Here is a 15,714-nt window from a genome sequence, read left to right as displayed (position 1 = left end):
GCATACATCTGCTTTAGACGCTGATTCTCTTCCTGGAGCGATTTAAGCTCTTTGAGTTGTTGAGCATCCATACCACCATACTTACGCTTCCAGCTATAAAAGGCCGCCGTGGTAATTCTTTTGTCTCGGCAAATGTCGGTAACCTTCATTCCCGATTCGTACTGTTGAAGCATTGCAATTATTTGTGCTTCTGTAAATCTGCTTTTCTTCATAACTTAAAAATAGTTGATTTTTAAACTGTATGAAAAACAGGGAAGCCTTCAGTATTACGTTATATTATAATTCCAGAAACGCTTTTTAATCCTTCCAATATTTTTAGTTCTCCGGTAAATTACTAAGGATGGATTTTTTATGATGTAAGGAATTGATTAAAATTTTATATATATTCCTGTGGATTTGGATTAATTTCCTTTGATAATTATGTCGGGGGTTATGTGTGTATACTGAATTTTTCAGATCTTTAACTAAATTATTTTTTAGATTATATAATTGTACAATTTCAACGAAAGTTAATGTTTGTATTAGACTAGAAGAATGATTAATAACTGAACGTCCCGAATTTTTATAAAATGTCAATTATTATTTCGAGAATGGGCGAGTAATAATATTTAACAATTATTCCCTAGGCGAGTGCGTTCGTTTTTAAGCACAGAGAAGGTTTTTAAAGATTAAAGGAGATCATTTTAATATTATGTTATAGACCGTAAGAAATGTTCGTTTTACGTCATTAATGAATTTTCAGGTGTATCATATTACGCAGTTTAACAGGAGCATAGCTATTTGGAAAATAGCTTTTGGTTCAAAGGTACAATAAGACAAGTGACATCTCATTAATGAAAATTCGGTTGAAAGAGTTGTATGTTTATTAAATACAGAGTGAAATGGATGCTGATGATATTGAATACTCTAAAGTCGCAGAGAATATATTTAAACTCTAATTAGGTAATATGTTTATCAATTCAAAAATTTTAAACTTGATACTTATATTGCTATTTACTTATGCAATGTATTTCTCCATTAATAATACTTACATCTCTTATGATGCTTCATATTACTTAAATGTAGCTAAGGATATATCTGAAGGTCTCGTTCCATACAAAGATATTTTCTTATCATATACTCCATTAATGATGTATATGAATGCACCTATTTTTTATATGGATTCAGGCTTTAATATCAAGTTGTTTCTAGGTTTCCAGTACGTATTAATTTTAATTTCCGCCTTTCTTTATTATCAAATCGTATCGCGCTATTATAATCTAACAAATCATGTAGCTTTTCTTTTTAGCTTAATATTTGTTTTGGCCATACTTTGTTCGGAAGGTAATTATATAAATTTGGAAATCTATATGATATTAGCTGTACTGTCAGCAATATGGTTATTTCAGTCTAATTATATGCTACTAGCAGGTATTTTATTAGGAGTCTCTTTTCTATTCAAGCAGTATGGCGTCCTTAATTTTGTGATTTTTTATTATTGGATTGTAGTTACTGATAGAAAAAAACTTTACAATTTTTTCCTTTTAAGCTTAGGCGGTATTATTTCTTTATTAACGTATTTATTCTATTTTGTGTTTATCGAAAATGTAGACCTTATTAAGTTATTAAGTCAGATAAGTGGGTATGATTATTTACAGAAGTCGATAGAATACAACTTTAGGTATCTGGAATGGATTACATCGGCTAAAATATTGTTACTAGTTATATTTCTAAATACACTCATAAGAACAAAATTCCAAAGAAATTTTAGATTATCACCCTGGTTCATTGGCATTACAATTAGTCTTCTTCCAACTACTGTGCAATCATATCAACACTATTTCTTGCCTGCTATCATGTACTCCATGCTCATGCTAGCAACTTTATTTGATTTAAATCGAAAAAGAAACTTCTATGCAACCTTATTGATTTTTAATACTTTAACAGTGGTGTTAATATACAAGACATACAAGTATAGAGACGTCTACCATGATCAAATTGTTCTGAGCAAAAAGGTTCTGGATATTATTCCAAGTGAAACTAAGGTATTTCTTGAAGGCGATATACGTATTTTATATTTACTTAATAATTATACAAATCCATTAAGAGATCGAATAGGTTATTCGTATTTTCATTATTTGGAACCGAATGACTTTGAAAAGCTGAACGTTCTTTCTCTTCATAGATTAGAATCCCCTGAAGCTAAAATAATTAGTTTGAACGGTGTGAAAGTCTATTTTAAGAAAGCAAAGCTATTTGATGAATAAAATAGAAATGAGTTGTTCAAATTTATGTTTTAGGTTTTAGTTAAGATTAGAATCACTATATATGTATACATTTGCAAATTGATAATTAAAAACTCACAATTTGATAACTGATTCTCAGAAGGATTTATTAAAATCCACAAAAGTATTAGTGACGGGTGGAGCAGGATTTATAGGTTCTAATCTTTGTGAAAAACTGTTAGAATTTGGTGCTGAAGTAACCTGCCTTGACAATTTAGCTACCGGTCATAAGTATAATATAGAGCCATTTTTAAAAAACACTAAGTTTAAATTCATTGAAGGGGATATTCGTAACCTTGAAACCTGTCTTGAGGCTACTAAAAATCAGGATTTTGTTTTACATGAAGCTGCTTTGGGATCCGTTCCAAGGTCAATCAACGACCCTATAACCAGTAACGATGTTAATGTGTCAGGTTTTTTGAATATGCTTGTTGCATCTCGCGATAATGGAATTATACGATTTGTATACGCTGCGAGCTCATCTACTTATGGTGATTCTGAAAACTTACCAAAAGTTGAGGATGTTATCGGTAAGCCTCTTTCGCCTTATGCTATAACTAAGTACGTCAACGAACTGTATGCTGATATATTTAATAAGTCTTACGGTCTTGATACGATAGGACTCCGTTATTTCAATGTCTTCGGAAGGCGTCAGGATCCCAATGGGGCATATGCGGCAGTGATACCGAAATTTGTAATGCAGCTGATGAAAAAGGAAAGTCCTGTGATCAACGGAGATGGAACTTATTCCAGAGACTTCACCTATATCGACAATGTAGTGCAAATGAACCTTCTATGTTTGGTTACAGAGAATGAAAACGCACTTAACGAAGTTTATAACACAGCAGTAGGTGATCGCACGAATTTGAAAGAATTAACACATTTATTAAAACGAAACTTAGCTGAATATGATTCAGATATTGCTGAAGTAGAAATAAAACATGGTCCTAATAGACCTGGAGATATTCCGCATTCCCTGGCATCGGTAGAGAAGGCTAAAAATTTACTTAATTATAATCCCACACATAGAATTGAGGATGGTCTGAAAGAGGCTACTCATTGGTATTGGGATAATTTATAAACAGATGAAAGATACTAAAAAAATAGCAGTTATAGGTTTAGGCTACGTTGGATTACCACTTGCGAGACTCTTTTCAACTAAATTCCCTGTGGTTGGATTTGATATTAATTCAGCGAGAGTCAAAGAATTGATGTCGGGCACCGATTCTACCCTTGAGGTTGAAGATGAAGTCCTAAAAGCTTCCCTAAAAAATGAAAATTCTTTTGCAAATGGATTGTATTGTTCAGCGAATCTGGAAGACATAAAGGACTGTAATTATTATATCATCACTGTACCAACTCCTGTAGATAAAAATAATAGACCAGATCTTAGTCCTTTATATAAGAGTAGTGAAACTGTAGCAAAGGTCTTAACAAAAGGAGATATAGTAGTTTATGAATCGACTGTTTATCCAGGAGTTACTGAGGATGAATGTGTTCCTGTACTCGAAAAACATTCAGGATTAAAGTTCAACGAAGATTTTTTCGTAGGATATTCCCCGGAAAGAATTAATCCAGGTGATAAAGAGCATACCGTAGAAAAAATTCTTAAAGTAACGGCTGGTTCCACACCTAAGATTGGAGAAAAGGTAAACAATCTTTACGCTGAAGTAATAACAGCTGGAACACATCTTGCTCCAACAATTAAGGTGGCGGAAGCGGCAAAAGTCATAGAAAACTCTCAGAGAGATATAAATATTGCATTCGTAAACGAATTAGCTAAAATATTTAACATGATGGGTATTGATACCCATCATGTTTTGGAAGCTGCAGGTACAAAATGGAATTTTTTACCTTTTAAACCTGGATTAGTTGGTGGTCACTGTATAGGTGTGGATCCATATTACTTAGCGCAGAAAGCACAGGAAATTGGATATCATCCGGAAATCATTTTAGCAGGTAGGAGAATGAATGATAGTATGGGGCAATATGTAGCCTCAGAACTAGTAAAGTTGATGCTTCAAAATGATATCAAAGTTAAAGCTTCAAAAATTTTAGTATTAGGAATTACATTTAAGGAGAATTGTCCGGATGTTAGAAACACTAAAGTTGTAGATGTTATTAAAAGTTTGAAAGAATACGGAGTTGAGATAACGATATATGATCCACTAGCGAGTCCTTCAGAAGTAAAACATGAATATGGGCTGGAGACAGTGAAGGAGTTACCAAAAGATAGATTTGATGCTATTCTACTAACAGTTGCTCATAAAGAATTTCTTGAACTAGACATAGAAAAACTTAAAGAACCTACCTCTGTTGTATATGATGTAAAAGGAGTTTTAGGTGACAAATGTGATAAAAAACTATAATAAATGAGAATCAAGAATATTTGTTGTATAGGTGCTGGATATGTTGGGGGGCCAACTATGGCAGTTATAGCACAAAAATGTCCGGAAATTAATGTCACTGTTGTAGATATCAATGAAAATAGGATCGCTGCATGGAATGATGAAGACGTCAATAATATACCAATTTATGAACCAGGACTTTCCAATATTGTTGGCGAGGCCAGAGGTCGCAATCTTTTTTTCTCGACTGATGTCGACGCTGCGATCGATAACGCAGATATGATCTTTATTTCTGTCAACACGCCTACTAAAACATATGGTATTGGAAAAGGTATGGCAGCTGACCTTAAATTTATAGAGTTATGTGCCAGGCAGATTGCCAGAGTCGCAACAACTGATAAAATTGTAGTTGAAAAATCTACTCTTCCAGTTCGAACTGCGGAAGCACTTAGAAATATTTTGGATGATACTGGAAATGGTGTAAAATATCAAATCCTATCTAATCCTGAATTTTTAGCTGAAGGAACAGCCGTAGATGACTTGATGGATCCGGACAGAGTGCTAATTGGAGGAGATATGGATACTTCTGAAGGAGCTGAGGCTGTAGAAGCTTTAGTGAACGTATATGCACATTGGATCGATCGCGAAAGGATTTTGAGAACGAATGTCTGGTCATCTGAATTGTCAAAACTCACAGCTAATGCCTTTCTAGCTCAACGGGTTTCTAGTATAAATTCACTTTCTGAACTTTGCGAAAAAACTGGTGCAGACGTGAATGAAGTAGCAAAAGCTGTAGGAATGGACAGTAGGATTGGACCAAAATTCTTACAATCATCTGTTGGATTTGGTGGTTCATGCTTCCAAAAGGATATTTTAAACCTGGTTTACATTGCTAAGTCTTACGGACTTCATGAAGTGGCAGATTATTGGGAACAGGTAATTATAATGAATGATCACCAGAAGAGGCGATTTGCTGCTAATATTGTAAAAACGCTCTTTAATACTGTTTCAGGTAAAAAAATTACTGTTCTGGGATGGGCTTTTAAAAAGGACACCAATGACACTAGAGAATCCGCTGCAATATATGTTGTCGACTACCTACTAAATGAACAGGCGGAGGTCGTTGTGTATGATCCTAAAGTTACGGCTGAGCAAATTTATAATGATTTAGAATATTTGGGTAATAGAAGCGATGGTCATAATAGATCTAAAGTCAGTGTAGTAGGTTCTGCCGAACAGGCATGTATAGACTCACATGCGGTTGCAGTACTAACTGAATGGGATGAGTTTAAAGATTTGGATTGGTCGTCGATTTATCAAAATATGTTGAAACCTGCTTTTCTTTTCGATGGCAGAAGATTGCTTGACAAAGAAGAAAAAGTAAAATTAGGATTTAACTTTTATGCAATTGGGTCTTAAATTATGTTATCCTATTTGAAATTGTACTCTGCCGACAATTAATACTACAACACTTATAACTTAATATTACCTTTAACGAGGCGTTTGATGAGTATATTACTAATCTATCGTTTTAAATTTAAAGAATGAAAATTTTAGTAACAGGTGCTGCTGGATTTATCGGTTTTCATGTTGCTAAAAAATTGATTGACAATGGTCATGAAGTTATTGGACTTGATAATATTAATGATTATTATAGTGTAGAACTTAAATTAGACCGCTTGCTTGAGCTAGGAGTGGACGCGAGCGATGGTGAAAACTACAATAAGCTCATTCATAGTGTTAAGTATAACAATTTTACCTTTGTTCGATTAGAACTTCAGGATAGGCGGTACCTACCAGAACTATTCAAAAATAACCTATTCGAAAAAGTTGTAAATTTAGCAGCTCAGGCTGGTGTAAGATACAGTCTACAAAATCCTGAAATTTATATTGATTCCAACATTGTAGGTTTTGCTAATCTACTTGAATGCTGTAGAAGATATAAAGTAAATCATCTAATATTTGCTAGCAGTTCCAGTGTATATGGTGAGAATGAAAAAGTTCCATTTGGAACTGATGACCCAGTAGATCATCCTATAAGTTTATATGCGGCCACGAAAAAAAGCAATGAACTTATGGCGTATACTTACAGCCACTTATATAAACTTCATGTAACTGGATTAAGATTTTTTACCGTGTATGGCCCATGGGGCAGACCAGATATGGCCATGTTTCTTTTTACTGATGCCATTTTGAAGAAAAAACCAATCAAGTTATTTAATAATGGCATTATGGAGAGAGATTTTACATTCATTGATGATATTGTTACTGGCATTCTAAGTACCATTCAAAATGGTCCAGTTGAGGAATCTAAATACTATGCTCTTTACAATATTGGTAACAGTGAACCTGTAAAACTTTTAAGGTTTATCGAAGAAATCGAAAAACAAACTAATCTTACAGCGATTAAAATGATGCTGCCTATGCAGCCTGGAGATGTTTCACGTACTTGGGCAGATGTCTCTGCGATCAAACAAGATTATAATTATAAACCCAGTGTTTCCGTGAAAGATGGTATCAGACAATTTTTAGAATGGTATAGGGAATATTATAAACTTTGATTTCGAATGATACATTTTCTGTATTTTGATCGATAATTTTAGTTTATTGGATTCTATAAAATCTAATTTGGATAAGGCATCTTATTTTTAAAAGTGATGGCAAAATATAAGCTAGCGATGATTAAAAGAATATTCATTAACCTACAGACAGCATTTAATAAGAAAGAATATGTCGTAAAATACTCCAAAGGAAAATTTACGAAGAGTAATATAGGCGACGCATTAAATATATATCTCTTTGAGAAAATTTTTGATAAAAACGTTGTGAATTATAAGGAAGTGATGAATATAGGTATACCACCTGTTTACTCTTTCATAGGAAGTGTTTTAGATAATTCGGCAGTTAGAAATCTTACAGTCATGGGGTCAGGATTCAAGAGTTCGTCTTCTCCTATGCCTAAACTTCCGAAAAGGGTATTGTCTTGTAGAGGGCCTCTTACAAGAGAGAAACTCATAAACCTAGGCATGAAGAATGTTCCAGAAGTTTATGGTGATCCAGCAATTTTATTGCCAAATCATTTTGATCTAAAGGTCACTAAAAAATATAAGATGGGTTTAATACCTCACTATACCGATCAGGATTCAGATCTAGTGAAATATTACAATAATAATGAGCATGTTAAGATTATTGATGTCTTTTCTCCTATGGAAAAATTTGTCGAAGATATTAAATCCTGTGAATTCACCATGTCCAGTTCACTACATGGAATCATATTATCACACGCATATAAAGTACCTTCTGGATGGATGAAATTGAGCGAAAATCTAATTGGTGGAAGCTTCAAATTTGATGATTACTACCAGTCACTTGGCTCCTCAGCGAAACCAGTTATATTCGATATAGATAGTACAATACATTCATTAGCGAATCAGGCTGAGTTTTTAAATGTGGGTCAATTAGCTGAAAAACTACAATTAAGTTTTAAGAATTTTAAAATTCATTAAAGTTCTTTTTCTCAGCCTTTATAAAAGAAGCTATATTTAATTATAGACTGACAAATATTAATCCAGCAAAAAAAATTGAAGCATCTTATCTGTCTTTAAATCTTCACTTATTTAGAAGAGAATTGAATTTAAAAATAAATAAATCAGATGCTTTTATTACAAAATTGAAATATTTGGAGCAGTACTTTAGAATTAATAATTTGAAATGAGTAGTTATATTTATATTGTTGGAACTCTTCTCTTCACTGTTTATGGACAAATAATTCTGAAATGGAGATTAAATCAACTTGGGTCATTACCAGAAACACTGGTAGGTAAATTGAACTTTATGGTTTCTGCTTTGCTGGATATTTACATAATTTCTGGTTTTATCAGCGCCTTTCTTGCATCGATTTTCTGGATGGCGGCAATGACTAAATTCGAAATTACAATCGCCTACCCCTTTATGAGTTTAGCACCCGCATTAGTATTCTTTATTGGAGTGTTTTTTTTAAATGAATCGTTCACCTGGAGTAAAATAATAGGGCTTATATTAATAATCATTGGAACAATAGTGACCGTAAAGTTTTAATTTTGAGGAATATTTGGAAAATATTTGAGCACCTATACAATAGAAAAATTGCCGGCAGAGGATTAGCTATATTTCGCATAGCGTTCACTATCATTCTTTATTTTGAAGTTTTTCAGTTATTTTATTTCAGACATCTTATTTTTGATGTAATTCCGTATATAGAATCTTATGAAATAGCTGTTTATCCAATTTTTATATTTTGGTTTTTGGCACTTATTTTTTTATTATTGGGATTCTTTACGAAAATGGCAGCCATTATAAATTATCTGCTTACAGTTATATTATTGGGAACAACTTCTTCCTACGAGTATCACATGTTTTATTCCTATTTAACAGTTTCATTCTTATTTATTTTTTTACCAATCTCTAAAAATTTCTCCGTAGATCGTTTTATTGCATTTGGCGGCAGTTCTGCTAAACCTCAAAAAGTATCTATCTTATGTTATTACCTGCCAGTCTTTATTGGGGTAGGATTTGTGTATTTTGATTCTATTTTTTTTAAATTAACATCATCTCTTTGGATGAATGGATTAGGTATGTGGAAACCAGCTTCTATGCCTCAATCTGCATTTATGAATATTACGCCACTATTAAATTTTAAATATCTGATATTAGCATTGGGCTACCTCACATTTCTATTTGAGGCAATATTTATTTTTACATTTTGGAGGAAATCCTGGAGAGTTTATTTATTAATTATAGGTATAGGTCTACATTTAGGTATTTTAATTTGTTTCCCTATTCCATTTTTTGCCTTAGGAGTATCATCTATTTACCTTTTGATGGTTCCAGTTAAATTTTGGAAAATTATATTTGATTCAAAAGTTGTTCGGCTAATTTCTAATAGATTGAATTTATTTCTAATCTACCTTTTTGAGTCCTCCAAAATTTTTACAGATTTACTTTTCAAAAAAGATTACAGGTATAATTCAGGAATTATTGTAAATAGAAATAAGGTTTATAAGAAGTTATCTTTCTATGGTATAATCATTATTACCGGAATACAGTTAATAGTTTCTTTTAATTCTCCTTTGTGGAAGAATACACGAGAACTATTGATGGTAGAAGATCATATAGTTATCAAAAAAACTGAAAACGCTATCAAACTCATGACAAGTGTAACAAGAGATTTCCTGGGAATTACTAATCATGGAGTTTTTATGGATAGTCATTTTGAAAATTATAATCATTCCATCGCTGTTGTTTATAAACCTGAGAATGGAGAAGATGTTTGGTTACCATTAACGAATGAAAAGGGTACGCCGGGTAATTATTTATTTGGTCCCATATGGATTAAATGGACGTTTAGAGCAAACAATCCAAATATAGATCAAGAGGTTCTCAAAGAGAGCATCCGCGACTTTATCGCATTTTGGGCACATAAGGAAGAAGTTGATTTAGACAATGCTACTTTTTCAATTAAGGTCAAAAAGAATAGAGTTCCGCATGAATGGGAAAAGAATTTTTTGAATAACCAGCTTAGCAACCCTTGGATAGAGGCAGGTTACGTTACATGGAAAAATGAAGAATTTTATCCTAATATTAAAGATATTGAAAAGCTGTAGGTATTATTTTACTATTTCAAATTAATTTATGAAAGCGGGAATGAAGAAGATTGCAATATTGGGGGCTAGTTATCTACAATTGCCCTTAGTACAAAAGGCAAAAGAGCTAGGTTATGAAACTCACTGTTTCGCCTGGGATAATACGGAAGCAGTTTGCAAAAATGTGGCTGATTACTTTTATCCAATCTCTGTACTGGATAAAGAATCTATACTATTAGAATGTGAGAAGGTTCAAATTGATGGTATAATTACTATTGCAACTGATATCTGTATTCCTACAATTTCATTCGTAGCTGAAAAATTGGATCTTATTGCTAATTCTAGCGAGTCCGCGTATATTTCCACTCATAAATTGGAAATGAAAAATGCGTTTCTAAAAAATAATATCAAAACGCCTAAAATCATAAGTTTTAGTAATGCGGGTCAGGGTTTTACTAATCAGCTTAAGTTTCCATTGATAGTAAAGCCCACAGATAGATCTGGGAGTAGGGGAGTGTCTAAAGTAAATACTCAAATAGAACTATTAAACGCTATCGAAATTGCAAAAGAGGTTTCGATAGAAAAGAAGGTTTTGGTGGAAGAGTTTGTAGAAGGAACAGAGGTGAGTGTAGAAAGTATATCCTGGAAGGGTGAGCATTATATACTGGCTATAACAGATAAGGTTACCACTGGTGAGCCTCATTTTGTCGAATTAGAGCATCATCAACCCTCAACTTTGAGTGAAAGTATTTTAGGCAATATTAGAGATGAAACACTCAAAGCTTTAGATGCATTAGACATAAAATTTGGAGCTAGCCATTCAGAATTTAAAATAACCAGAAAAGATGAAATATTTCTTATTGAAGTGGGGGCTAGAATGGGAGGTGATTTTATTGGTTCTCATCTGGTAGAGTTGTCTACTGGATATGATTATTTAGCGGGTGTGATAGGCATTTCTTTGAATTATTTTAAGGAACCTAAAGTTGAAAAGAAAGGATCAAGTGGTATATATTTTCTTACTGCAAACAATGCTTATCTACAAAAATATTTCACATATACCCATTCTTTTGAAGTTCTAAAGAACCGTTCAAAAAAAGATCTGGTGTATCCTTCAAACAGTAACGATAGATCTGGATATTTCATATATCACGATAACCATAGAAAAATACTGAAATGAAATTATCTGTAGTTACTACATTATATAAGTCTAAAATCTTTCTAGATACCTTTTTGAAAGAAATTATCGGGGCTATTCAGCTATTAGAAATTGAAGAGTACGAGCTTATTTTTGTCAATGATGGCTCCCCCGACGACGCGATGGAATATTTAATTAATAGGAAAATTACAATTAACGAGATTAAAGTTATCGATCTATCTCGCAACTTTGGTCACCATAATGCTATGCAGGCTGGACTAAAATGGGCACAGGGTGAACTTGTATTTTTAATAGACAATGATCTGGAAACACCACCTACATTTTTAACTACTTGTTTTGAAAAATTAAAATCTAATCCTGATGCAGATGTGATTTATGGATATCAGGAAAAGAGGAAAGGTGGAATTATTGAGAATTCTGGTGGTAAAATGTTTTGGTGGACATTAAATAAATTTTCTGATGTTTATATTCCGGAGAATATGCTTACTGAGAGATTGATGACCAGAAGGTATGTTGATAATCTATTAAGTTTAGGTGATGCCAATATTTTTATGGGTGGAATGATGCACTGGACAGGTTTCCGTCAAATTGGAATTCCGGTGGTTAAATCCTTACGCGTAGGAGAAAGTACTTATAGCACTAAAAAAAGATTTAAACTCATGTTGTTGGCGATTACCTCATTTTCAGGCAAACCGTTAGAGTATTTATTTTTCTTTGGCTTATTAATAACAATTATAAGTCTAATCGCTATAATTTATCTATTAGTAAATAAAATTATTTTTGGTGATGCGGTTCAATTAGGATGGACATCTTTGGTTGCTCTTAATATATTTATTCTTGGTATTATTTCAACATTTCTAGGCTTAATAGGTATATATCTTTATAAGATTTTTACTCAAGTCCAAAACAGGCCAAATTATATTATTCGAAATGTATATTAATAATAAAACTTTAGCAATAATTGGAGCAGGTGATTTAGGTATTCAGCTAGCGCACTATGCAATAAAGGATAATCATTATAGGGATGTAGTATTTATTGATGATGTAATAGATGCCAAAGAGGTATATGGTTGGCCTGTGATAGGAAAAACGCATCAAATCCTGGATTTCTTTGAAGAAAAAAGATTTGATGAAATTATTATAGGTATTGGGTACAAACATCTGGATATTAGAAAATCATTTTATGATGAGTTGCACCTTAAAATTCCTTTTGGTAGGATTATTCATAGTGCAAGTTTTATTGATCCTTCAGTTGATATTGAGGAAGGTTGTGTTATATACCCCTCTTGTAGTCTAGATATTAATTCAAAAATTGGTGCAAATACAATCTTAAATAATGGTTGTACGATAAGTCATGATTCTTCAATCGGCACGCATTGCTTCCTCTCTCCTAGGGTAGCCCTAGCGGGATTTGTAAACATAGGTGAAGGGTGTAATTTAGGAATTAATTCAACTATTATAGATAATATAACTATTTGTAAGAGCTCTCAACTTGGTGGAGGTACAGTTGTAATAAGAGATATAAAAGAACCGGGATTGTATGTAGGTAACCCTGCAAGAATGATAAAATAAAATTATGATACCATTCAATAAACCACATTTAACGGGTAAAGAAACTTATTACATAAATGATGCGGTAGCAACAGGAAAAATATCTGGTAATGGGAAATACACCAAAATGTGTCAGGTTTTTTTTCAGAATAAATATAAATTTAATAAATGTTTACTTACCACTTCCTGCACAGATGCTCTGGAAATGGCTGCGATTCTTTTGAATATCGAAGCTGGGGATGAAGTAATTATGCCATCTTATACCTTTGTAAGTACCGCCAATGCATTCGTTCTTAGGGGTGCTAATATAATTTTTGCAGATAGTAGACCAGATCATCCAGGTATTGATGAGTCTACTATTGAAAAATTAATAACTAAGAGAACAAAGGCAATCATTCTTGTTCATTACGCAGGTGTATCATGTGATATGGATAAAGTTATGGAGCTGGCGAATAAACATAATTTAGTCGTTATCGAGGATGCCGCTCAAGCAATTGATAGTTTTTTCACCGGAAAGGATGGAATAAAACGAGCTTTAGGATCTATAGGGCATTTAGGAGCATTTTCTTTTCATGAGACCAAAAATATAATATCTGGTGAAGGAGGAATGCTTACAATAAATGATACACAATTTGTAGAAAGGTCTGAAATAATTTGGGAAAAAGGAACCAATAGATCGGCGTTTTTTAGAGGCGAAGTAGATAAATATGGTTGGGTAGATATCGGTAGTTCTTTCTTACCATCAGATATAATAGCAGCTTTTTTATGGGCACAAATTGAGAACCTAGAAAGTATCCAGGAAAAAAGGTTACATATTTGGAATAGATATTATGAAGGTCTTAAAAATTGGGCCAAAGAAAATGAAATTGAACTTCCTGTAATTCCAGATTTCGCTACGAATAACGCACATATGTTCTATTTAGTGATGAATAGTGAAATACAAAGGGATAGCATATTAAATAAATTGAGGGATCAAAGAATTCATCCTGTATTTCATTACCTAAGTTTACATAAAAGTCCATTTTATCGTGAGCACTATAGGGGTGACGAGCTAGTTAATTCTGATAATTACAGTGATAGGTTGGTAAGGTTACCACTGTTCTATGACTTGCAGAATAAGGAAGTTGATTTGATCATTAAAACCCTGCAGCAGGTTTTCGATAGCTAAGGTTATGAATAGAAAAATTGAATTTGCAACCTACTTTCTTTATTTTTTATCAAATGTATTAATGTTGTTAAATCCTGGAGTTTACTGGGATGATTGGGCAATATATAATATGAGTGATGAAGGTATTATGAATCAATTTTATGGTAACGGGGTATATCCTATAGGGTATATGCATGTTTATCTAACGAAAATAGCAAGTTCACCACTATTATATAATTACTTATGTTTTCTTCTACAATTTATAGGAATATATTCTCTATTTAGAATCTTAGATAATTATTCAATCAAATCAAAAAATAGCACTTTCCTATATCTTAGTGTTTTAATATTTGCTGTTTTCCCATTCTACGATGCTAAGATCACTATGATCGTCTTGCCATACACCATCTGCTTGACCATTTTCTTAGTTGCTAACTGGTTATTGATTAAATATAATAATAATAGAAATATTGTATATAGAATTATCAGTTTGGTTTTATTCTTTCTTTCATTCTTTACTAACTCCTTATTATTCTTTTACATTGTACCAGTTTATTTTATTTTCTTTTATGAAGACTTGCAATGTTTTTTTAAAGGCCAATATTCAGGGTTTCTAAAAATGATGGGTGTATTTTCGAAGCGGATTCTTACCTACTTAGATTTCTTTCTATTGCCTTTTCTCTTTTGGGTTTTAAGATCTATCTACTTTATGCCCACAATGCAATATGCAAAAGACTACAATCAAATCACACTGGAGTCTCTATTAGCTATTCCATATAGAATTTTTAAATTTATTTATATAACAGCAGCCACTATTGTTCCATTATTAAAAGAATTTTTTCAAAATCCAGAAATATTAATTCTAACGTGTTTAATAATTCTTATAATTTTCAAAATTTTTCCCAGTATACGTGTCAATTCAAAATCCAACTGGAAGATGATTGTATGGGGAATAATAATACTCGGTCTCGGTATTTTTCCTTACATACTAGTTAATAAATTTCCGTCATATTCAGGATATAATTCCAGGCATCAGCTTCTTGAAGGTTTTGGAATAAGCATTATAATAATTGCGGTTATTTTTCTATTACCAAAAAAGATTGAAAAATTACTATTGGCATCTGTAATAGGATTTTTTGTAGCATTCAATATCAATATTAATTTTCATTATTTCAAAGGGTATATTAAACAACAAGTATTCCATGAGGCTTTTCAAACAGTTATTCCCAAAACAGATAAACCAACTACGATTGTTTTGAAGGACAAAACTACAGATTTTGCACTGCGGGGAAATCCTGTTGCATTTTATGCATTAAGTGGTATATTAAAGAGAAGTAATCCAGAAGAAAATATTTTGCTCATTAGAGAAAATGATTTTCCAAAATATAAAAACCAAGGTTTATTTGAAGAAATTAAACCATTTATGTTTCAATATAACTTATCTGGATATGAGCTAACAGAGCCGGAATATATTCTGAATATTAAATATGCTGAAACAAAAACTCCCGCATTTCCAATGTTGGCTTATTACGGAGATTATATAATGGGGAACAAAGAAAGTTGGAATAAATATTTCGATTTGAGTATAGAGCCCCTGATAAAAAAAGACACGAAAATTAATTAGTGG

The 15,714-nt window shown here is 32.5% G+C and carries 14 protein-coding genes; 13 read left to right on the top strand and 1 reads right to left on the bottom strand.

The window, feature by feature from the left end; translation table 11 throughout:
- On the bottom strand, positions 1-212 hold a 212-nt coding region (locus tag ACSHZO_RS12390; protein ID WP_298247502.1), incomplete at its 3' end, for a transposase.
- 735 nt (positions 213-947) lie between these two features.
- Here ACSHZO_RS12390 and ACSHZO_RS12385 point away from each other — a divergent pair.
- The 13 genes from ACSHZO_RS12385 to ACSHZO_RS12325 all read left to right on the top strand — a co-directional run bounded on the left by ACSHZO_RS12385 (position 948) and on the right by ACSHZO_RS12325 (position 15,711).
- Entirely contained in the window at positions 948-2,246 is a 1,299-nt protein-coding gene (locus ACSHZO_RS12385; RefSeq protein ID WP_298247501.1) for a hypothetical protein, read from the top strand.
- 100 nt (positions 2,247-2,346) lie between these two features.
- Positions 2,347-3,345, top strand: coding sequence for an SDR family oxidoreductase (locus ACSHZO_RS12380; RefSeq protein ID WP_435067198.1), 999 nt, complete (start codon positions 2,347-2,349; stop codon positions 3,343-3,345).
- A gap of 4 nt (positions 3,346-3,349) precedes the next feature.
- Positions 3,350-4,633: a nucleotide sugar dehydrogenase gene (locus ACSHZO_RS12375; RefSeq protein WP_298247500.1), complete on the top strand. Its 1,284-nt coding sequence runs from the start codon at positions 3,350-3,352 to the stop codon at positions 4,631-4,633.
- A gap of 3 nt (positions 4,634-4,636) precedes the next feature.
- On the top strand, positions 4,637-6,031 hold the full coding sequence (locus tag ACSHZO_RS12370) for a nucleotide sugar dehydrogenase (RefSeq protein WP_298247499.1): 1,395 nt from the start codon (positions 4,637-4,639) through the stop codon (positions 6,029-6,031).
- Between the two features lie 125 nt (positions 6,032-6,156).
- Positions 6,157-7,173 (top strand): NAD-dependent epimerase/dehydratase family protein, encoded by a 1,017-nt coding sequence (locus tag ACSHZO_RS12365; protein ID WP_298247498.1) that lies wholly within the window; start codon positions 6,157-6,159, stop codon positions 7,171-7,173.
- A 96-nt stretch (positions 7,174-7,269) separates the two neighbouring features.
- Positions 7,270-8,118: a polysaccharide pyruvyl transferase family protein gene (locus ACSHZO_RS12360; RefSeq protein WP_298593662.1), complete on the top strand. Its 849-nt coding sequence runs from the start codon at positions 7,270-7,272 to the stop codon at positions 8,116-8,118.
- Positions 8,119-8,323: 205 nt separating this feature from the next.
- Positions 8,324-8,689, top strand: a complete 366-nt coding sequence (locus ACSHZO_RS12355) for an EamA family transporter (protein ID WP_298247496.1) — start codon at positions 8,324-8,326, stop codon at positions 8,687-8,689.
- A 2-nt stretch (positions 8,690-8,691) separates the two neighbouring features.
- A complete protein-coding gene (locus tag ACSHZO_RS12350; RefSeq protein ID WP_298247495.1) occupies positions 8,692-10,254 on the top strand; it encodes an HTTM domain-containing protein in 1,563 nt (520 codons plus the stop codon).
- 28 nt (positions 10,255-10,282) lie between these two features.
- Positions 10,283-11,410: an ATP-grasp domain-containing protein gene (locus ACSHZO_RS12345; RefSeq protein ID WP_298247494.1), complete on the top strand. Its 1,128-nt coding sequence runs from the start codon at positions 10,283-10,285 to the stop codon at positions 11,408-11,410.
- On the top strand, positions 11,407-12,330 hold the full coding sequence (locus ACSHZO_RS12340; protein ID WP_298247493.1) for a glycosyltransferase family 2 protein: 924 nt from the start codon (positions 11,407-11,409) through the stop codon (positions 12,328-12,330). The genes ACSHZO_RS12345 and ACSHZO_RS12340 overlap by 4 nt, the downstream gene beginning before the upstream one ends.
- Entirely contained in the window at positions 12,320-12,961 is a 642-nt protein-coding gene (locus tag ACSHZO_RS12335; RefSeq protein WP_298247492.1) for an acetyltransferase, read from the top strand. The genes ACSHZO_RS12340 and ACSHZO_RS12335 overlap by 11 nt, the downstream gene beginning before the upstream one ends.
- Positions 12,962-12,965: 4 nt before the next feature.
- Entirely contained in the window at positions 12,966-14,108 is a 1,143-nt protein-coding gene (gene rffA, locus ACSHZO_RS12330) for a dTDP-4-amino-4,6-dideoxygalactose transaminase (RefSeq protein ID WP_298247491.1), read from the top strand.
- Positions 14,109-14,112: 4 nt separating this feature from the next.
- Entirely contained in the window at positions 14,113-15,711 is a 1,599-nt protein-coding gene (locus ACSHZO_RS12325; RefSeq protein ID WP_298247490.1) for a hypothetical protein, read from the top strand.
- Positions 15,712-15,714 lie beyond the last annotated feature (3 nt).

The organism is Christiangramia sp. 3-2217-3z (genome assembly GCF_051195275.1).
GTDB classification, from domain to species: Bacteria; Bacteroidota; Bacteroidia; order Flavobacteriales; family Flavobacteriaceae; genus Christiangramia; species Christiangramia marina.
The sequence above is the reverse complement of the archived record's forward strand: the minus strand, read 5'-3'. Positions and strand labels throughout refer to the sequence as shown.

Excerpts from the sequence above, each read along its gene's own strand:
- ACSHZO_RS12385 (WP_298247501.1), top strand. The coding sequence starts at position 948 with ATGTTTATCAATTCAAAAATTTTAAACTTGATACTTATATTGCTATTT.
- ACSHZO_RS12375 (WP_298247500.1), top strand. The coding sequence starts at position 3,350 with ATGAAAGATACTAAAAAAATAGCAGTTATAGGTTTAGGCTACGTTGGA.
- ACSHZO_RS12370 (WP_298247499.1), top strand. The coding sequence starts at position 4,637 with ATGAGAATCAAGAATATTTGTTGTATAGGTGCTGGATATGTTGGGGGG.
- ACSHZO_RS12365 (WP_298247498.1), top strand. The coding sequence starts at position 6,157 with ATGAAAATTTTAGTAACAGGTGCTGCTGGATTTATCGGTTTTCATGTT.
- ACSHZO_RS12360 (WP_298593662.1), top strand. The coding sequence starts at position 7,270 with ATGGCAAAATATAAGCTAGCGATGATTAAAAGAATATTCATTAACCTA.
- ACSHZO_RS12355 (WP_298247496.1), top strand. The coding sequence starts at position 8,324 with ATGAGTAGTTATATTTATATTGTTGGAACTCTTCTCTTCACTGTTTAT.
- ACSHZO_RS12345 (WP_298247494.1), top strand. The coding sequence starts at position 10,283 with ATGAAAGCGGGAATGAAGAAGATTGCAATATTGGGGGCTAGTTATCTA.
- ACSHZO_RS12340 (WP_298247493.1), top strand. The coding sequence starts at position 11,407 with ATGAAATTATCTGTAGTTACTACATTATATAAGTCTAAAATCTTTCTA.
- ACSHZO_RS12335 (WP_298247492.1), top strand. The coding sequence starts at position 12,320 with ATGTATATTAATAATAAAACTTTAGCAATAATTGGAGCAGGTGATTTA.
- rffA (WP_298247491.1), top strand. The coding sequence starts at position 12,966 with ATGATACCATTCAATAAACCACATTTAACGGGTAAAGAAACTTATTAC.
- ACSHZO_RS12325 (WP_298247490.1), top strand. The coding sequence starts at position 14,113 with ATGAATAGAAAAATTGAATTTGCAACCTACTTTCTTTATTTTTTATCA.